Annotated in this window: 17 protein-coding genes; 8 read left to right on the top strand and 9 right to left on the bottom strand. The window is 39.6% G+C overall.

The window, feature by feature from the left end; genetic code table 11:
* Positions 1 to 206: 206 nt before the first annotated feature.
* From RB214_RS13660 to RB214_RS13650, 3 genes are all read left to right on the top strand, one after another.
* Positions 207 to 383: a hypothetical protein gene (locus tag RB214_RS13660; RefSeq protein ID WP_309167535.1), complete on the top strand. Its 177-nt coding sequence runs from the start codon at positions 207 to 209 to the stop codon at positions 381 to 383.
* A gap of 215 nt (positions 384 to 598) precedes the next feature.
* Positions 599 to 739: a hypothetical protein gene (locus RB214_RS13655; RefSeq protein ID WP_259365577.1), complete on the top strand. Its 141-nt coding sequence runs from the start codon at positions 599 to 601 to the stop codon at positions 737 to 739.
* 1 nt (position 740) lies between these two features.
* Positions 741 to 1,445, top strand: a complete 705-nt coding sequence (locus tag RB214_RS13650; RefSeq protein ID WP_002963038.1) for an NRDE family protein — start codon at positions 741 to 743, stop codon at positions 1,443 to 1,445.
* Between the two features lie 119 nt (positions 1,446 to 1,564).
* On the opposite strand, the gene RB214_RS13645 is transcribed toward RB214_RS13650, so the two are convergent.
* Together RB214_RS13645 and RB214_RS13640 are read right to left on the bottom strand one after the other, a co-directional pair.
* Positions 1,565 to 2,467: a GNAT family N-acyltransferase gene (locus RB214_RS13645; RefSeq protein WP_309167534.1), complete on the bottom strand. Its 903-nt coding sequence runs from the start codon at positions 2,465 to 2,467 to the stop codon at positions 1,565 to 1,567.
* An 18-nt stretch (positions 2,468 to 2,485) separates the two neighbouring features.
* Positions 2,486 to 3,328, bottom strand: coding sequence for a lysophospholipid acyltransferase family protein (locus RB214_RS13640; protein ID WP_309167533.1), 843 nt, complete (start codon positions 3,326 to 3,328; stop codon positions 2,486 to 2,488).
* Between the two features lie 334 nt (positions 3,329 to 3,662).
* Here RB214_RS13640 and RB214_RS13635 point away from each other — a divergent pair, with 334 nt between their 5' ends.
* Entirely contained in the window at positions 3,663 to 4,877 is a 1,215-nt protein-coding gene (locus RB214_RS13635) for an HD-GYP domain-containing protein (RefSeq protein ID WP_165743318.1), read from the top strand.
* Here RB214_RS13635 and RB214_RS13630 read toward each other — a convergent pair.
* Positions 4,837 to 5,160: a hypothetical protein gene (locus RB214_RS13630; RefSeq protein ID WP_165725768.1), complete on the bottom strand. Its 324-nt coding sequence runs from the start codon at positions 5,158 to 5,160 to the stop codon at positions 4,837 to 4,839. The two genes, RB214_RS13635 and RB214_RS13630, sit on opposite strands and share 41 nt — an antisense overlap.
* Before the next feature lie 283 nt (positions 5,161 to 5,443).
* Here RB214_RS13630 and RB214_RS13625 point away from each other — a divergent pair, with 283 nt between their 5' ends.
* Entirely contained in the window at positions 5,444 to 6,697 is a 1,254-nt protein-coding gene (locus RB214_RS13625; protein WP_309167531.1) for an outer membrane protein transport protein, read from the top strand.
* A gap of 117 nt (positions 6,698 to 6,814) precedes the next feature.
* Here RB214_RS13625 and RB214_RS13620 read toward each other — a convergent pair whose 3' ends face one another.
* The 3 genes from RB214_RS13620 to pepA form a co-directional block, all read right to left on the bottom strand.
* Entirely contained in the window at positions 6,815 to 9,670 is a 2,856-nt protein-coding gene (locus RB214_RS13620; protein ID WP_309167529.1) for a valine--tRNA ligase, read from the bottom strand.
* 53 nt (positions 9,671 to 9,723) lie between these two features.
* Positions 9,724 to 10,170, bottom strand: a complete 447-nt coding sequence (locus RB214_RS13615) for a DNA polymerase III subunit chi (protein ID WP_002962020.1) — start codon at positions 10,168 to 10,170, stop codon at positions 9,724 to 9,726.
* A 149-nt stretch (positions 10,171 to 10,319) separates the two neighbouring features.
* A complete protein-coding gene (pepA, locus tag RB214_RS13610; protein WP_309167527.1) occupies positions 10,320 to 11,831 on the bottom strand; it encodes a leucyl aminopeptidase in 1,512 nt (503 codons plus the stop codon).
* 309 nt (positions 11,832 to 12,140) lie between these two features.
* Between pepA and lptF the strand changes: the two genes are divergently transcribed.
* From lptF to RB214_RS13595, 3 genes are all read left to right on the top strand, one after another.
* Positions 12,141 to 13,253, top strand: a complete 1,113-nt coding sequence (gene lptF, locus RB214_RS13605) for an LPS export ABC transporter permease LptF (protein WP_138489600.1) — start codon at positions 12,141 to 12,143, stop codon at positions 13,251 to 13,253.
* A complete protein-coding gene (lptG, locus tag RB214_RS13600) occupies positions 13,250 to 14,317 on the top strand; it encodes an LPS export ABC transporter permease LptG (RefSeq protein ID WP_024603537.1) in 1,068 nt (355 codons plus the stop codon). Before lptF ends, lptG begins: the two co-directional genes overlap by 4 nt.
* Before the next feature lie 132 nt (positions 14,318 to 14,449).
* Positions 14,450 to 15,760 carry an IS4 family transposase gene (locus RB214_RS13595; RefSeq protein ID WP_309167522.1) on the top strand — a complete coding sequence of 437 codons (1,311 nt, stop codon included), beginning with the start codon at positions 14,450 to 14,452 and terminating at the stop codon, positions 15,758 to 15,760.
* Between the two features lie 62 nt (positions 15,761 to 15,822).
* On the opposite strand, the gene RB214_RS13590 is transcribed toward RB214_RS13595, so the two are convergent.
* The 3 genes from RB214_RS13590 to RB214_RS13580 form a co-directional block, all read right to left on the bottom strand.
* Positions 15,823 to 16,323, bottom strand: coding sequence for an RDD family protein (locus RB214_RS13590; RefSeq protein WP_165743304.1), 501 nt, complete (start codon positions 16,321 to 16,323; stop codon positions 15,823 to 15,825).
* 170 nt (positions 16,324 to 16,493) lie between these two features.
* Entirely contained in the window at positions 16,494 to 17,258 is a 765-nt protein-coding gene (locus RB214_RS13585) for a DUF6515 family protein (RefSeq protein ID WP_309167519.1), read from the bottom strand.
* A 245-nt stretch (positions 17,259 to 17,503) separates the two neighbouring features.
* Complete coding sequence (locus tag RB214_RS13580; protein WP_165743301.1) at positions 17,504 to 18,643, bottom strand: alkene reductase; 1,140 nt, start codon at positions 18,641 to 18,643, stop codon at positions 17,504 to 17,506.
* Positions 18,644 to 18,655 lie beyond the last annotated feature (12 nt).

Here is an 18,655-nt window from a genome sequence, read left to right as displayed (position 1 = left end):
TTTATATGTATCAATTATCCTCTTTATATTACCTAGCTTCTTATTAATTACTCTTATATTTAAAAGTGCATTTACTGCAAAAACTTTGAAAGTTAATTTTAAAAAACAGCTTTCTAGTTATTTATACAATGCAAAATTAGCATCCAAAAATCATGTTGTAATTATTTACATATAAGATTTAGTGATAAATGAGGAAGACCTATTCAATGTTAAATAGTCAATTAGAGATACTAGCTCAAGGACACGCTTATCTTGAAGGTGTAACTAAAGAGGACTATTCCCAAGTCATTACTCCTAACTTTATTAGCTCGGCAGGAGCTCATATGCGACATATTATCGATCATTATCAATCTTTAATGACCGGCTTTAGACGCAAAAAGTAGATTATGATTGCCGCTTAAGAGGAGGAGATATTGAAAACTCTCCAACTGCTGCAATAAAAAAAATTGCCGAAATAACAACGTGGATTGAACAGCTAAGTCCAGATGATTTTAATAAACCGTTATCGCTTTCAAGTGAAGTTTCGATTAAAAGCAAAAATGTACAAACAGTAACAACATCACTTGCGCGAGAGCTTATTTTTGTAGGCAGTCACGCTGTGCACCATTACGCGATGATTTCACAAATTTCTTTTGCTCAAAAGTCGCAGCTCGATCAAAGCTTTGGTTTAGCACCAAGTACAGCTACTTTTTTAAGAGAAAATAGCCAGCCAGCACAACCAAAATCGATGCAAAATTAAAATGTGCACGTTAAGCTACTTTTTAACTGATGATGGCTACGAGCTATTTTTTAATCGCGATGAGCAAAAAACACGAGAAACGGCAATCGCTCCAAGTAAGCACCAGGGCAATGCAATTTTCCCCATTGATCCGCAAGGAGGAGGTACTTGGCTTGGGGTATCGCATTTTGGGCAAACACTCGCATTATTAAATGATTACCAAAGTGTATTTGATATAACTGCGGTAAAGCATAGTAGAGGTCTGTTAATCCCTCATTTACTGAGCAATAAAGCCCCTGCATTGTACCAATTACAAAACATGGATTTATCGGGCTACGCGCCTTTTAAGTTGTGTATTTTTCCGGATGGACTATCGATAAATAACAATAACGTGGTTTTTGTTAGGTGGGATGCAAAGCAGTTGATCCACTGCCAAGTTGAACCACTTGCTACGTCATCAGGTGTTGAGCTTGAAACGGTGACACAAAAGCGTAAACAACAATTTAAGCAACTTATTGATTTAAGACATCCTGAAAGTGAGCAGTTTTTAGCGTTTCATTACAGTAAAGCCGAACAAGGGCAATATGGCGTAAACATGCTAAGAGAAGATGCAATGACGGTCAGTATTAGTCATATTAAAGTTGGTAACACTATACGCTTTAATTATTTTGATAAGCAGTCTCAGCTCATTAGTAGCATTGGTTGTTTAAAAGTGGCTGCAGCTTAACTAAATATTTTTATAGCCATAACTATTACATAATTAAAAACAAAAAAGTCGATGTAATTAATTACATCGACTTTTTTGTTAACTGTATTTTACCTGCTATATTAAGCAGCAGGTAAAAATTATGAGTGATTTATATAATCATCCTTTTTATCACCAAGGTAGAGCCTAAGTAGCTTTTCAGGCGCACTTGGTAGGTGCACACTTAAAAGTAATCCAGGGGTGTGATTAAAGTTGCTATCAATGCCCATGCAATGAAATTGAGCGCCTAGCTTATGATATTGCTTTAATAAAATCGGTATGTCTTTTTTATCTTCTTCTATTCCCATAACCAATGTTGATACATGATCTATGTTTAACGTGTGATCACTAATGAAGTCTTCAAACTCTGGATGAATTTTATTATTAAAAGGCGTATTTGCGCTAACACCTTGTTTATTATTAACCATAGCATGGTCAATAATTGCGACAGAACGAGGGTCGTAAAGCTTACTTAATGAAACCGTGCCATATAAAGTCCTATAACGTGGGTTTTGCGCCATAAACGCACCAATCCCTTTAAATAGCAGTAATAAGCCATGGTAACTGCCTTGATGTTTTTGAACTATAAACGAGCGACCCATTTCCAAGCACGGCTGTTGCTGATTAATAAAAGAGGGTTCAAAATTAAACATTTGCGATAAATAAAGGGCGCTCACGTCGCTATTTTTTTGTAATAAATCAGTTTGTCCAATTCGATAAGCTCCAATGATCTCTTCATTTTTATGATCAAAAATAAATAAATGCATGTAGCTTGCGTCAAACTTATCTGTATCACATGGCTCACCGCTTCCTTCGTTTAATGTACGAAAGGTTATTTCTCTAAGGCGTGTTATTTCAGCAACACAATTAGGTATTTGATCTTGATAACCGTAATAAACGGAGTAACTTTTAAAGTCTAATAAGTGCTGCTCGCATGGTAAGCTAGCAAGTTCACTCGTCATTTTTGTTTTATCAACATCCTGCATAATCGCTTTTAGTTGCATTGACTGGGCATCTTCTTGCTAAGGTGTTACAAAGCGTTCATCGTTTAAATAGCAAAGCAGGCGCGCAATATCGTTAATGTCGTCAGTTTTCTCAAATTTATTTAATAACTTGGGTGTAAGTAAATTACCAGCACCTAAATTAATGGACCTTTTTTGAATTTTAAGTAATTCACGTATTAGCATTAATAATCTAAATCGGTAGTAAATACGTCCCAAATTGTAAAACATAGGGCTATTTTGACCACTAATAAACACAGGTAATAAAGGGGCTTGTGTTTTTAAGGCTAGTTGAGCGGTTAAGCGATTCCATTGACCGTCGGTTACACGTTGTTTTTTTGATTGAAAAAATGACACTCTTCCAGCAGGAAAAACCACAAGTAAACCATCGTTATTTACATGTTTAAAACACTGTTTAATTGCACTGGTATTAATAGCTGCTTTTGGTTTTAGCGGATTGGCAAAAATAAAATAATCTTTAATTTCTGTAAATATTTTTAAACCAACGTTAGCCATTACTTTAGTATCGCTACGATAATGGGTGAGTAATTTGGCAATTATTACGCCCTCAATCATGCCATAAGGGTGGTTACATACTACTATGCAAGGGCCTTGTTTAGGTATTTTGTTAATAACACCTTGTGCGCCAAGTACATTAATACCCAATACATTTAAAAGCTTTTCACTAAACTCCTGCTTATCTAAACCCGATAAATTATTAGAGAGGTATATATCACGCAGTTTATTTATACCTAATAAGCTATCGAGTAGTGGAGCGGCTACTTTTAATATATGACCCAAAGGCGAGGCTGTGTTTATTGCAGCCACACTTAGGTTTGATACGGGGTGATTTAATTTTGTCATATACGTTGATGCTCTTAAATTTTTATAGCTGTTGTGTATATTTAGACCGAGGAAAAACCACATTATGTTCAAATTAGGTTAATTAAGTTTGTTTAAAAGCGTAAAAATAATACTCAAATAGTCTTTTAAGTGCTAAATGGTTGTAGGTTATTAAGAAAATAGAAGAGGGTTTTAATTATCCATAAAATAAGGTTACCCACTACAGCTAATAAGAGTGATACAGCAAGTAATCCTTTGTAGTTATATATCACTACTTACAACTCAAAAACTAGACTTTTAGGCTTAATTAATGATATTTAAGGTACATATTCCTTAATAGAAAAATCCCGCCTTTATGCTAATTACTTTGCCCGTATCTGAGCTTACTCCTGGTATGTATGTTGATAGCGTTACTAAGCAACATGAAGGGATCAATAGCATAAAAATAAAGACCAGTGGCTTAGTGCGCGACAAATCTATTATTAAGCGTTTAGTGTCTGAAGGGGTGCTTGAGCTGCTTATAGATTTTGCTAAAGGTGATGCCCCAGTTCCTGCCAAATATAAGCCTCAAAGCAAACCTAAAACATCTAATAGCCAGCAAAAAGCCGAAAAAACACCTATAGCAATCTCAATTGAACAAGAATTTGCTAAAGCGAGTGTCAATTACGATCAGCATGGCCGAAAGCTACAGTCGTTATACGGTGACTTAACATCTGGCCTGAGTGTTAATATAAAAGTGCTTGATGAAATAGCCAGCGAAATAGTCAGCTCAGTTTTTCGTAACGCCAACGCCATGACTATTCTTACTCGTATAAAAGATAAACACAGCTATAACTGGCGGCATATGATCAACTGCGCCATTTTTACCGCTGTATTTGCTAAATACTTAGGGTACAAAATGGCTGTTGTGCAAGAGCTTGCCATGGGCGCGTTACTTCATGATTTAGGCCAAGCTAAATTACCGCAGGGTATATTTTCAAAGCCAACTAAGGTTACTAATAATGAGCTCTTAGCGATTAAAAAGCATGTAGCGCAAGGTTTGGGTTTAGTTAAAGGCGAGAAGGGTATAACACCCCTTATGCTTGATATGATAGTGAATCATCATGAGCGCTTAGATGGCTCTGGTTATCCGCGAGGTCTACAGGCAGAGAAGTTAAGTCGTCCAGCGCGTATAATGGCAATTGTAGATGTGTACGATGCAATGACTGCCGATAGAATGCATCAAGATGGTGATGAACCAATCAACGCATTGCGGTACTTATTAGCCAATAAGCAATTGTTTGATGGTGAGTTAGTACAGCGTTTTATAAAGTGTTTAGGGGTTCATCCGGTAGGAACTATTGTAAAATTAACGAATGAACGTTTAGCCTTAGTGCTTGAAGGGAACGTATTAAATCCTATTAAACCTAAAATTAAGCTATTTTATAATGCTAAGCACAATCATCATGTTACACCGAAAGACATCGATTTAAGTGAGCACACCCAAGAGCTTAAAATACTATCAAGTGTTAAGCCCTTAGATTATCAGATTAATTTGTCTCGCCTGCTAAAAGAGCATTTGTTGAATTAGCCTTACTGCATTGCCTTTTTTTAGTTTGTTTTGCAGAAATAAACGCACCCAAAAAGCAATTTCCCATCAGTGTTAACCATAACAAAGTGCCTAGCTCTACGTGCAATGCAAAACAACACAGCGCTAAAGAAATCAACGCATTTAACATTGCCCCTAGCCAATAATGGTTTACGGGGTTATCGCATTGTCCTGCTTGAGTACATGCACAGTAGTTTGCTTTGTAAAAGCAAAACACACTCGCCCCACAAAATATTAGCCCTGTAATAATAAATAAAATGATCACAGTTTTACTTCCATTGCGATTTTATAATGAGTGTAAGTTGCTACTAATTTCAAGTCAATCTAAATGATAATTAATTACATTTAGAGTGTTTGCTCTAATACCACACTTCTCATCCGATGAGTTTTAAATAGTTGTTAAAATGTCGTTAAAAAACATGTTTTTTACTGTCTTTTGACGTATTAATAGAGTTTTTTACAAAAAATTAAGGTAGTGTAATCACGTTTTAAATCCTAATAACAACACACATAGTACCCAGACAGTCAGTTTGGTTAAGGACTCAACAATGAAATTTTCTAAAACTCTTATTGCAGCTTCGCTTGCATTTGTTTCAGCTGATAGCTTTGCAGCTGCGTTTCAATTATCAGAGCAAAATGCATCGGGTTTAGGCCGTGCATACGCTGGTGAAGCTTCTATCGCAGACGACGCGTCTGTAGTTGCACGTAACCCTGCACTAATGACTTTATTTAAAGAGAAGCAACTAAGCGTTGTAGCAATTGGCGTAATTCCAGATGTAAGCTTAGAAGGTGAAAGTGCCCCAGCAGGTATTGATGAGTCATCATTAGATGACGATAGCATTGCACCAAGTGCAGTGGTACCAGCAGCTTACTTTACTATGCCTTACAGCGATAAAATCTCACTTGGTTTTGGTGCATTTTCTAACTTTGGTTTATCAACAGACTTTGATGATGATTACTCAGCAGGTCAAATTGCGGGTAAAACAGAAATATTTACTGTTAACTTAAATGCAAGCGTTGCTTATAAAGTTACTGAAAAGTTTAGCTATGGTATTGGCTTGAATGTGATTTATGCAGAAGCTGAAATTGTTCGACATTTAGGTGAGACTCCATTACCTCTTCCAGCTCAAACAGAAGCAAGAAATTTAAAAGGTGATGATACTGGTTTCGGCTTAAATGTGGGATTGATGTACCAGCTAGATGATAATAGTCGTTTTGGTTTTAATTACCGTACTGAAACAGATATTACATTTGATGGCGATTTCTCTAGTGCTCTACCAACAAATTTAGGTGGTACTAATGGGGTGAAATATCCTGGAGCTGTTGATATTACGCTTCCTGCAATAGCAGAGTTTTCTGGTTCTCATCAGTTAGATGATAAGCTAGGCCTACATTACAGTGTATTATGGACAGGATGGAGCAGTTTTGAATCATTAGAAGCGCAAGTAACTGCGCCGACGGGTGATAAATTTATTGGATTTAGTAAAGATGAGAGTTTTTCTGATTCTATGCGCTACGCAATAGGTTCTGATTATCAATACAGTGAAAACTTATTGTTACGCGCAGGTGTTGCTTACGACGAATCACCTGTATCACAAGATCACTTATCTATCTCTATTCCAGATACAGATCGTTTTTGGTTCTCATTTGGCGGTAATTACGCAATTGACCAGCAATCAAATGTTGATTTAGGTGTAAGTATTATTCGCGGTAAAACTCAAAACTTTAAAGAAGATGGATTTGAGTTTGAGTCAGAAGGTAATGCAGTACTTATTGGTGCTCAGTACAACTACAAATTCTAATATTTGTATAAATGCTTAGAGCTTAGGCTCTGGGCACAAAAAAGCCGCTCACTTTAATTAAAGTGAGCGGCTTTTTTAATGCCTATTAAATAGTGTTAATAGGCATTTTATGAAAGCTTATAAGCTTTCTATTTTAGTTTTTTGCTCAAGTAGCTTAGTTTTAGCATCGCTAAACTCAGCCAGTTTTGCATTTTCTTTAGCAAGTACCGCTTCAGGTGCGTTATTAACAAACTTTTCGTTAGCGAGTTTGTTTTGCACTTGTGCTAGGCCTTTTTCTGCTTTTTCGAGTTGCTTATTAATACGCGAAAGCTCGGCTTCTACATCAATTAAGCCCGCCATTGGGATCATGATCTCAAGGTTGCCAACATAAGAAGTCGCACATGCAGGTGCCCCGTCTTTGTTTTCAAGCATTGTAAACTCTTCAATTTTTGCAAGTGATGCTAAAAATGATTTGTTTTCTTCAATGCGGCGCACGTCGTCGCTTGATGCATTAGCAAGTAATACGCTAAGCGGTTTACTTGGGCTAATATCCATTTCACCACGAATATTACGAATAGCTAAAATGAATTGTTTAACCCACTCTAAGTCGTCCATCGCTTTAGCATCAACGCTTGCTTCATTATATACAGGGAACGGCTGAACCATAATGCTGGTGTTTGTTGTTTCAAGGCCTGCAAGAGGTGCAACACGTTGCCAAATAGTTTCAGTGATGTACGGCATCATTGGGTGCATTAAACGCAGTAAGCTTTCAAGTACGGTAATAAGTGTATTACGTGTACCACATTGCTGCGCTTCATTACCTTTAAATAATACCGGCTTAGTTAGCTCTAAGTACCAATCACAGAACTGGTTCCAAGTGAATTCGTAAAGCGTGTTAGCAGCTAAGTCAAAGCGGTAGTTATCAAGGTGCTCAGTGTATGTTTTAACTGTTGACTCAAATTGACCTAAAATCCAGCGGTCAGCTAATGAAAGCTCTTTTTGTGCGTCGTTTGCAAAACCACAGTCTTGCTCTTCTGTATTCATTAATACGTAACGGCTCGCGTTCCATAATTTATTACAGAAGTTACGGTAACCTTCAAGGCGGTTCATGTCCCAGTTAATATCACGACCGGTAGATGCCATTGCAGCAAGTGTAAAGCGAAGGGCGTCGGTGCCGTGTGCCTCAATACCGCCTGCAAATACTTTACGCGTATCTTTTTCGATTTTAGCGGCAAGTTTTGGCTGCATCATGTTACCAGTACGTTTTTGTACTAGGTCTTCAAGTTCAATGCCGTCAATCATGTCTAGTGGGTCAAGTACGTTACCTTTTGACTTAGACATTTTATCGCCATTATCGTCACGTATTAAACCAGTTACATACACGGTTTTAAACGGAACTTGTGGTTTGCCATTTTCGTCTTTTACAAAGTGCAGCGTCATCATAATCATGCGCGCAACCCAGAAGAAAATAATATCAAAACCAGTTACCAGCACGTCAGACGGGTGGAAGGTTTTTAAATCATCGGTATTTTCTGGCCAACCTTGTGTAGAGAAAGTCCAAAGCGCTGATGAGAACCATGTATCAAGTACGTCTTCGTCTTGGCTTAGCGTTACGTTATCTGCAATGTTGTTTTCACGGCGAACTTCGGCTTCGTCGCGACCAACAAATACATTGCCTTCACTGTCGTACCAAGCTGGAATGCGGTGACCCCACCAAAGCTGGCGTGAAATACACCAATCTTGTACGTCGTTCATCCACGAGAAGTACATGTTTTCGTATTGCTTAGGTACAAATTGAATGTCGCCGTTTTTAACAGCGTCTTTTGCAGGTTCAGCAAGTGGTGCAACACGTACATACCATTGGTCGGTAAGCAGTGGCTCAATTACCACACCAGAGCGATCGCCGTAAGGAACCGTTAAACCATGGTCTTCAATTTTTTCAAGTAAACCTAGTTCTTCAAATTCTGCCACAATTGCTTTACGTGCTGCAAAACGATCAAGGCCGTGCAAGCGCTCAGGTATTGGTGCATCAAACTCAAGCTCTTTACCGTCAAAGGTGTATGTTTCACCTTGGGTAAGAATAGCGGCGTCTTTATCGAAAATGTTGATCATAGGCATTTGATGACGCTTGCCCACTTCGTTATCGTTAAAGTCGTGCGCTGGGGTTATTTTTACACAGCCCGTGCCTTTATCTTTATCGGCGTGTTCGTCAGCAACAATTTTAATACGACGATTAACGATGGGTAATAAAATCTCTTTACCGATTAAATCTGTGTAGCGTTCGTCATCAGGATTTACTGCAACACCTGAGTCACCCAACATGGTTTCAGGACGTGTTGTTGCTACTACTATGTAGTCTTTTCCGTCTTGTGTTGTAACGCCATCAGCCAGTGGGTAACGTAAGTTCCACATGTGGCCTTGCTTGTCTTTGTTTTCAACTTCAAGATCAGAAATAGCCGTGTGTAATTTTGGATCCCAGTTTACTAGGCGTTTGCCTCGGTAAATTAGGTTTTCTTTATGAAGGCGTACAAACACTTCTTTAACGGCTTCAGATAGGCCATCGTCCATGGTAAAGCGTTCACGATCCCAATCAACCGATGCGCCAAGGCGACGAAGTTGCTTAGTGATAGTGCCGCCAGATTCTTTTTTCCATTCCCAAATTTTATTAATAAAATCTTCGCGGCCTAAATCGTGGCGTGTTTTGCCTTCTTCGGCATGCAGTTTACGCTCAACCAACATTTGCGTTGCAATACCTGCGTGGTCAGTACCTACTTGCCATAATGTGTTGTTACCTTGCATACGTTTAAAACGCGTTAGGGTATCCATTATTGTATCTTGGAAGGCGTGGCCCATGTGTAAGCTACCAGTGACATTTGGCGGCGGGATCATAATTGAATATGGTACGCCTTGGCCAGATGGCTTAAAGTAGCCTTTTTGTTCCCAGTCTTGATATAGAGACTGTTCAATATCTTGCGGATTGTAGGTTTTATCCATTACACAGAACCTTAAATAAGTACTTAAATTAGTTGGTTAGTTTGCCTAATTGGCTAGCTATTAATATCTTGCGTGGTGAGATTGGCACCGAGTTGGCGTAGCTTTTTAAAACGCTCGCGGGCTGCTTGCTTAGCAGCTGGTTCTACGGGTACAAAATCAAAAACTTGGTTAAACCGACGAATGTAATCCGGTAACTGAGTAGCCAAGTTAATTAAAACTTTACGATTGCCAACAGGTGGCGTAATACCAATTTCTACAGGTGCGCCGCCTTTAGGGCCTTCACCTTGTAAATTATGTGGCACAAAACTATCTGGATCGAATGCCCAAATTATTTCATCAATGGCACAGGCTGCTTCGTTATCGTTAACACAAATAAACACACGCTGCCCATTTCGATACTGATCGGCTGCAATTTGAGCTGCCAATGCAAAATGATCGTCAGCCTTCGCTTTAGACTCATCTTGTTGCTTTAGAACGAAAAATTTAGCGTTCATGTTCATTGTATCGGGGTTTCCCATGACATTGAATGTATACCAAATTGATATACACAAATTAAGAGGCAGATTTTGCCATATAACGGGGTTTGCTTCAATTAATACACAAATAAATAAGGCGCCAAATGGCGCCTTATAAATAGCTAAATAGATTATTAATCGTGCGTAGCTTCGCTTACACCCGCTCGGTTTAATAAATACTGAGTAAGCATAGGAACAGGACGGCCCGTTGCGCCTTTTTTAGCGCCACTGCGCCACGCTGTACCGGCAACATCTAAATGTGCCCAATTATACTTTTTAGTAAATTTAGATAAGAAACATGCCGCAGTAATAGTACCCGCAGAGCGTCCACCTAAGTTCGTAAAGTCAGCAAATGGGCTTTCTAGTTGATCTTGATAGTCATCCCATAACGGTAACTGCCATGCACGGTCGCCACTTTGCTCAGACGCTTTTAATAAATCGTGTGCAAGTGGGTTATGGTTTGATAGTAAACCAGTCGCATGCGCGCCAAGGGCTACAATACACGCGCCAGTAAGTGTTGCTACGTCAATAACAGTATCCGGGTTAAAACGTTCAACGTACGTTAGTGCGTCGCACAACACTAAACGACCTTCAGCGTCGGTGTTTAACACTTCAACTGTTTGCCCCGACATTGTTGTTAAAATATCACCTGGGCGATACGCATTTGAGCCAGGCATGTTTTCACAACCCGCTAAAACACCAATAACGTTAATCGGCAATTGCATTTGTGCAAGTGCACGCATTGCGCCAATAACGCCTGCTGCTCCGCCCATGTCGTATTTCATTTCGTCCATGCCTTCGCCTGGTTTTAATGAAATACCGCCTGAATCAAACGTTAGACCTTTACCAACAAGTACAATAGGGGCTTGGTCATCAGCGGCGCCTTTGTAGTTAATAATCGACATAATCGATTCGTTATCACTACCTCGGCCAACAGCTAGGTAAGAATTCATACCAAGTTCTGCCATTTGCTTTTCGCCAATAAGATCAACAGTGATGTTGTCAAAATCAGTTGCCAGCTCTTGTGCTTGTTCACCTAAGTACACAGGGTTACAAATATTTGGTGGCATATTAGCTACGTCTTTACATAGCTTACTACCTGCTGCAATGGCTAAACCATGCTCAATAGCGCTTTCGCCAATAGTTAGTTCGCGTCGTGTTGGTACGTTAAACACCATTTTGCGAAGTGGACGACGAGGGTCTACTTTTTTACTTTTCAGTTGGTTAAACGTATATAGGCAGTCTTGCGTTGTCTCAACTGCCTGACGTACTTTCCAGTAGGTGTCGCGACCTTTAACGTGTTGCTCTGTTAAAAAGCAGACTGCTTCCATAGAGCCCGTTTCGTTTAAGGTATTTATAGTTTTAGAAATGATTTGTTTATATTGCTTATCATCAAGCTCACACTCTTTACCACAACCAACAAGCAATATGCGCTCGCTTAATACATTAGGTACATGATGCAATAATAAAACTTGGCCTGGCTTACCTTCTAAATCGCCACGGCGAAGTAAATTAGAGATATAACCATCACTAATTTTATCGAGTTGTTCACCAATGGGGGATAACCTACGTGGCTCGTAAACGCCAACCACAATACATGCGCTGCGCTGTTTTTCTGGACTACCACTTTTTACGTTAAATTCCATTGTTACTCCTGGTTTTGAGTCGTTTAAGTTACTAAGTTGGGGCTAAAAAAGTATTTTCTAGTCTTATCTACGTAACTTATGTAAGGATAATTCTTATTTTAGCTGATTTTGCTAGACTCTTACTGTGTAATTGAACTTTATATGCTTAAGGGCTACTAATGCAACATTATATCGTGCACTTAGGTAGGATAATTAATTTTGATGGCTTATAATAATAGCCTATTTGCCGGTATTAATTGGGTAAAATAGCTATTTAACTATTCAATTCTCACTATCGTAGTGAAATTCCATGTTTAACAGGGGCGAGCATTGCTAATTTTCCGTTATTTGACCGCTGAGGTTTTAAAATCGCAGGTCGCCGTATTTTTAACTTTGATGACAATATTTTTGTCACAAAAGTTAGTTGGTATTTTAGGTGATGCCTCTGAGGGCAGCATTCCTGCTAAATTAGTGCTATCGATGATTGCACTAAAACTTCCACAACTAGCCTCGCTAATACTTCCGCTGAGTATATTTTTAGGCATTATTTTAGCCTACAGCCGTATTTACGCCGATAGCGAAATGACCGTACTTAAAGCCTGTGGCGTAAGTGAATGGTATGTTGTGCGCGTAACCCTTATATCAAGTGTAGGGCTTGCTATATTAGCCGCAGCACTGACTATGTATATAGCTCCGTGGGCAAGCGAGCAAGAGTATCAATTAAAAGAGCAAGCCAAAGCCGATGCGGGGTTATCTGCACTCAGAGCTGGGCGGTTCCAAGAAACCGGTAACGAAAAAGCCGTGGTGTTTATTCATAATATTGAAAAGGGTGGCAAAGAGCTCAATAAGGTATTTGTTGCACAGTTACCCGATAGCGAAAAAGGCAACTTAGCGCGCTTAGTATATGCAGAGCAAGGTGTTGTGGTTGAAGCCGTAAATGGTGAGCAACAGCTCGTACTAACAGACGGTAAACGTTACGAAACAGATGGCGCAACGCCTGCACTTAACTTAACAGAATTTGATGGTTACAGCGTACAAATACGAGAACAAGAAATAGAGCACCAACGCCGTAAATTAGAGGCTGTGCCTACTAATCAATTACTCGCCATTAATACACCAGAATCTATTGCTCAATGGCAGTGGCGACTCGCTATTCCGTTATCAATTCCGCTACTTACTTTACTGGCAGTACCGCTAAGTGTGGTTAATCCTCGCCAAGGTAAATTTGCAAAACTAGTGCCTGCTATAAGCTTGTACTTAGGCTATTTTATTTTACTAAATGCCGCTAAATTTGCAGTTGAAGATGGCAAAATTCCGCCTTCAATTGGCTTGTGGTGGATTCATCTAAGTGCCTTGTTTATAGGTGGATTATTAATTATAAAAGGGCGACCGTTGGGCGCTTGGCTTAAAGCCGTTGTAACTAAGCGGGAGTTAGGCTCATGATGAAAACACTTGATTGGTATTTAGGGCGCAGTATTTTACAAACTACCGGCTTTGCATTGTTGGTACTTGTTGGTATTAGCACCTTAATTAAGTTTATCGACCAGCTAAAGTCGGTAGGGCGTGGTAGTTACGATTTAATGACGGCAATGCTTTACACTTTGTATACAATACCTGGTGATCTTGTTGTGTTTTTCCCTATGGCTGCGCTAATTGGTGGCTTAACGGGGTTGGGGGCACTTGCCTCAAACAGTGAGCTGGTAGTGATGCAAGCGGCTGGTATGTCGCGCTTACAAATAATTGGCTCTGTGATGAAAACGGCCATATTTATGGCTGTATGCATGATGGCACTTGGCGAATGGGGTGCACCTGAAGCGCAATTACACGCCAAAGAAATGCGTAACCAAGCAATACATGGCGGCGATGTATTTAACACACAAAAAGGTGTATGGGCTAAAGACGGCAGCAATTTTATTAATATTGAAGATGTTGACGAAAACGGCAGGCTCAATGGGGTACACATGTACCACTTTGACAAATCGTTAGAGCTTACCCAAATCACTAAAGCAAAAGATGCACTGAGCCGAAAAGAAGGCTGGCTACTTCGTGATGTAAATAAGGTTATTATTACGAGCGAAAAAACCACAACAGAGCAACTACCAGAAGAGTTTTACCCTTCACAATTGACTGCTGAAAAGTTAGGGGTTGTTTCGGTAAAACCAGAGTCACTTTCATTTACTGGGCTTTGGTCGTATTTAACTTATTTAGAGCAAAACGAACAAGACACCAGTACCTACGAGCTTGCTCTGTGGCGTAAGCTTATGCAGCCTGTATCTGTAGCGGTAATGCTGCTGGTGGCGCTCTCGTTTATATTTGGCCCACTGCGTACCGTTACTATGGGCGCACGTATTATTATGGGTGTTGTAACGGGGATCGTGTTTCACTTAACTAATGAAATATTTGGCCCTGTAGTTATGGTTTACCAAATACCTGCCATTATAGGGGCGGTATTACCCAGTATTATATTTATAGGCTTTGCGACATATTTGATGAATAAACGGGTATAGAGTACCTATTCAAAGCATTAAAAAGGGTGACCACTGGTCTAATGCCGATCATTTAAGAATTAGTTAATAGCACTTGAACGATCTTCTAGGTATGTAAGAATCCGAATTCTTTTGTAGAATTCGGATTTTTTTATGCAACTTTCTAATGCTCTCGATATTATTAACAACATCAAACCTAATGACGTTGAAACACTCGCAGACTTACTCCCTTTATCTCTTATCGAAGAAGCCTATGCACTGACCGAAACCGTTACACTACGAAAAAGAAAACTAACCCTAGAATCGATGGCTTGGTTGTTGATCGGGATGGTTATTTATAATGACAAATCGGTGGCCGATGTCGTTAATATGCTCGACATTGTTGACCGCGATGGTAAGCCATTTGTTGCGCCAAGTGCTTTAACTCAGCGTCGTAAAAACCTAGGTGAAGCCGCCATGAAAGCCTTATTTGAATGCACCCAAAGGCATTGGAATAATGACGCTAATCATCCTCATTGGAATGGGCTTACCTTGCTTGGTGTCGATGGTGTCGTTTGGCGTACGGATGACTCACCCCAAAACAATGAAGCCTTTACAAAACCGACTAATACACAATACCCACAGGTCAGAATGGTGTGTCAAATGGAGCTAAGCAGCCACCTAATCACGGGGAGTGCTTTTGATGATTACAAGGTCAATGAAATGGTGCTGGCTGAAAAGCTTATAGAAACCACACCCGATAACAGTCTCACTTTATTCGACAAAGGTTTCTATTCTTTAGGGCTTTTACATAAATGGCAAACAACTGGCAGTGAACGCCATTGGCTAATCCCCCTGAAAAAAAATGTGCAATATGAAGTTATTCAAACATTAGGGCGTAATGATAAATTAGTCCAACTTAGCAGCAACCCAAGAGCAAGAAAGATGTGGCCAACGCTGCCTAACACCTTAATCGCGAGGTTAGTGACTCGAAAAATAAAGGGGAAATCATATAGTGTGATGACATCTATGACAGATCCGATGCGATATCTATCAGCCGATATAGGTGATTTGTACAGTCACCGCTGGGAGATAGAGCTTGGTTATCGGGAACAAAAGCAATATATGCTGGGCAATCGATTAACATTAAGAAGTCGCTTACCAGCGCTTGTAAAGCAAGAGCTGTGGGGAGTGTTGCTTACTTATAATATGGTGCGATATCAGATGGTAAAAATGTGCCACACATTAAAAGGTGATTATTTACCGTACCAACTGAGTTTCAATGGTAGTTTAGCTCAAATAATGAGGTTGCTTGTTGGATTACCTTATTCAACACCTGGAGCCATACCACGTCAATTAAAATACTTTTATGCGATGGCAGAAAGCCTAATTCTAGAGCCTCGAAGGGATCGAGGTTTTCCTCGTGCAGTCAAGCCAAGACCACAGCGGTACGCTAGAAATAAAAAAGCCGCTCACCTTAAGTGAACGGCATTATGACCACTGGTCACCCTTTTTGCTTTTTAATTACCAGTTTTGGAAAGCTGGTATTAATCAAGCTCACTATAAATACGCCTGTTCTCTTCTTTAGTAAGTGTAATAACTTCTGTTTTAGAGATGTAATCTTGTAGTGCCTTTTTGTTTTTAAAATCGACTAACACCACCAAATTACCTAAACCGAGTAAAGCGCTAACGCTGCGGATAATTGATTGCGGCCAGCTAATTAAATTACCTTCAAGAGTTTGTACTTTTAAACGCCATGCACGCATGCCAATGGTTTGCCCGCTTTTAGTCCAAAAGTAGCCAAAAAATACTAAGCTAACAATAATTAAAAGAGCGGTACGAATACCCGAAAGAAGATTTGAATTTTGAATAAAGGCAGATACATCCTCTGCGCCATTTAAACTAATTACATCGAGAGAAATAAGCCCTTGTACTGCAAATAAATACAGCACTACAGTTAACATCGCAAACGCAATAATGGCTAACGTATCGTAGACCAACGACGCAAAACGGCGCCAAAAACCAGCACGTGGAAACTCACCCGACATAAATACACTCTCACTATTAATATGCGAGCTAGTTTAACAAAAAAGCTTACAAATACTAAGACATGTTAATGTTTAGAGAGAATTGATTTTATTGCTGTAAATTACTACCTACGGAGGGGAATGAAAAAGACCCTACTATTTACAGTAAGGCCTTTTAATTTATAGCGAGTTTAACCTAGCTTAATGGCAAGGTATTTTATGTCGTCACCACTTATTTGCGGTAAAAAATAAATATCGCCGTATTTAAAATACTGCTGCGAGTTAATTATTACGGCCTGTGCAGCCTGAGGCAGTGAGTCGTAAGTTTGGCCCAAGCTATAGTCATTCACATTACCCACTTTTACTGCCTGATTAAGGCGAGTTGATGGCTCATCAACAACCGTATAACCATCATTATCCGCAATGTAGTACACATTTTGATAAGTGTAGTAAGTCGTATTATGGTGTTTAAAATGCCTGTAATTTCTTGGTAGCGTATTTATACGCAGGCCTCTAGGTGGTTTAACAACATGGTAGCCTCTTTTAGCTTTACGGTAATAAAGGCCGTCGTTAAACGTAAACGAAATACCATTAAATCTGATTGATGCGCTATTGCGTGGTAAATGGTTTATAAATCGATTTTGTCTGTAAGCGACTGAATTGTGATGGCTTGTTAAGTCGTTATATTTTCGCTGGTTGTAGCGGTGTAGTTCACGCTTTTCCTGTTTGTACTTAGCAAGTTTACGTTTTTCTTGCTTACGGTCTTCTCGTTTTTCTTTTTTATGTTCAATACGCTGCTTTTTTTCATGGCGGCGTTCATCGCGTTTATATTCAACACGTTTTTCGTGGTCACGTTTAAAGCTTTTATCATTCTCTCGCTCGTTTTGTGCTCCAAGCGCAGAGCCTGATACTGTGCCAATGGCGAGCAGGGCAGGTAGTAAAAAAGTAAGTTTCATAGTATTGCCTCGTTTATGTTTTTACATAACTGGGTTCAATACTAGCGGCTCAAACTGAATGTTAACTGACATACAACAGCAAACGGAGTTATGCTTACAGCTTTTTACATTTTACTGACGGTTCTTGACATAATCTCTAGTTTTTGACGATTTTAGGAACGTTTTAATATATCAAAATGATTAGTCGTGTCACAAAAAATGGATATGAAATTAGTAATTAAGCCTTCCTTGGCTTTGCAGGTTAATTACTTTTGATAAAAAGGATAATCGCTATAACCTACTTCGGTGCCGCCATACATAGTGGCTGCATCGGCCTCGTTAAACGTCCAATTATTTGCTATACGCTCTGGTAAATCAGGGTTAGCTATAAATGGGCGACCAAATGCAAATAAATCACCGTAACCTTCACCTAAAATACGTACAGCTTTTTCTACTGTGTATTTACCTGCATAAATAATGCGACCTGAAAATTCAGCTCGTACTGCTTTATAAAATTCTAGTGGTAAATCGGGAGCGTTATCCCAATCAGCTTCAGCAATCGATAAGTAAGCAATACCCGCTTGCTCAAGTAATTTAACGGCTTGGATATAAGTGTGATGAGGGTTTGATTCAACAAGCCCTAAATACACTCGTGTTTCATCTGTGCTTTCAAATAAAGGAGCAAAGCGAACACCTAAACGGTTTGCGCCTACAACGTCACTTACCGCTTCAACTATTTCTTTTAAAAATCGCAGGCGATTACTAAGCGTTCCACCGTATTGATCGTCACGGTTATTAGTATGCTCAGAAATAAACTGATTAACTAAATACCCGTTAGCACAATGAAGCTCCACACCATCAAAGCCAGCTTCTAGAGCATTGCGTGCAGCTTGCGCATACATGTTTACTAGCTCGCCAACCTCAGTAGTACTTAATGCTCGGGGCTCACTTGGGTCAGCCAATACGCCTTCACCAGGTGCGGTTTCAATAAATACTTTTACGTTTTCAGCAATAATATCTGAAGGGCCAACCGGTTTACCTGAATTTGGTTGTAGCGTGGTGTGCGATACGCGCCCTACATGCCAAAGCTGAGCAAAAATAACACCGCCTTTAGCGTGTACTGCTTGTGTTACTTTTTTCCAGCCTTCAATTTGTGCTTGCGAGTGAATACCTGGGGTCCAAGCGTAACCTTGCCCACGAGGCTCTATTTGTGTGCCTTCGGTAACCATAAAACCAGCCGATGCACGCTGCGAGTAATACTCAGCCATTAATTTATTAGGAATATTGCCAGGCTGAGTGCTGCGAGAGCGAGTAAGAGGAGGCATCACAATACGGTTTTTAAGTGTAAAAGGGCCAAGCTCAATTGATGAGAATAAAGGAGCGGTATTAACTAATTCTGATTTCATTTTAAATTCTCT

It is taken from the genome of Pseudoalteromonas sp. HL-AS1 (assembly GCF_031198785.1).
GTDB lineage: Bacteria > Pseudomonadota > Gammaproteobacteria > Enterobacterales > Alteromonadaceae > Pseudoalteromonas > Pseudoalteromonas distincta.
Note: the sequence above shows the minus strand (reverse complement) of the source record. Positions and strands in the feature narration are given on the sequence as shown.

What these genes read in the sequence shown, in the direction of transcription:
- RB214_RS13650 (WP_002963038.1), top strand. Translation starts at nt 741, where the DNA reads ATGTGCACGTTAAGCTACTTTTTAACTGATGATGGCTACGAGCTATTT.
- RB214_RS13645 (WP_309167534.1), bottom strand. Translation starts at nt 2,467, where the DNA reads ATGCAACTAAAAGCGATTATGCAGGATGTTGATAAAACAAAAATGACG.
- lptG (WP_024603537.1), top strand. Translation starts at nt 13,250, where the DNA reads ATGATGAAAACACTTGATTGGTATTTAGGGCGCAGTATTTTACAAACT.
- RB214_RS13620 (WP_309167529.1), bottom strand. Translation starts at nt 9,670, where the DNA reads ATGGATAAAACCTACAATCCGCAAGATATTGAACAGTCTCTATATCAA.
- RB214_RS13580 (WP_165743301.1), bottom strand. Translation starts at nt 18,643, where the DNA reads ATGAAATCAGAATTAGTTAATACCGCTCCTTTATTCTCATCAATTGAG.
- RB214_RS13635 (WP_165743318.1), top strand. Translation starts at nt 3,663, where the DNA reads ATGCTAATTACTTTGCCCGTATCTGAGCTTACTCCTGGTATGTATGTT.
- RB214_RS13595 (WP_309167522.1), top strand. Translation starts at nt 14,450, where the DNA reads ATGCAACTTTCTAATGCTCTCGATATTATTAACAACATCAAACCTAAT.
- RB214_RS13590 (WP_165743304.1), bottom strand. Translation starts at nt 16,323, where the DNA reads ATGTCGGGTGAGTTTCCACGTGCTGGTTTTTGGCGCCGTTTTGCGTCG.
- RB214_RS13615 (WP_002962020.1), bottom strand. Translation starts at nt 10,170, where the DNA reads ATGAACATGAACGCTAAATTTTTCGTTCTAAAGCAACAAGATGAGTCT.
- pepA (WP_309167527.1), bottom strand. Translation starts at nt 11,831, where the DNA reads ATGGAATTTAACGTAAAAAGTGGTAGTCCAGAAAAACAGCGCAGCGCA.
- RB214_RS13585 (WP_309167519.1), bottom strand. Translation starts at nt 17,258, where the DNA reads ATGAAACTTACTTTTTTACTACCTGCCCTGCTCGCCATTGGCACAGTA.
- RB214_RS13640 (WP_309167533.1), bottom strand. Translation starts at nt 3,328, where the DNA reads ATGACAAAATTAAATCACCCCGTATCAAACCTAAGTGTGGCTGCAATA.
- RB214_RS13625 (WP_309167531.1), top strand. Translation starts at nt 5,444, where the DNA reads ATGAAATTTTCTAAAACTCTTATTGCAGCTTCGCTTGCATTTGTTTCA.
- RB214_RS13660 (WP_309167535.1), top strand. Translation starts at nt 207, where the DNA reads ATGTTAAATAGTCAATTAGAGATACTAGCTCAAGGACACGCTTATCTT.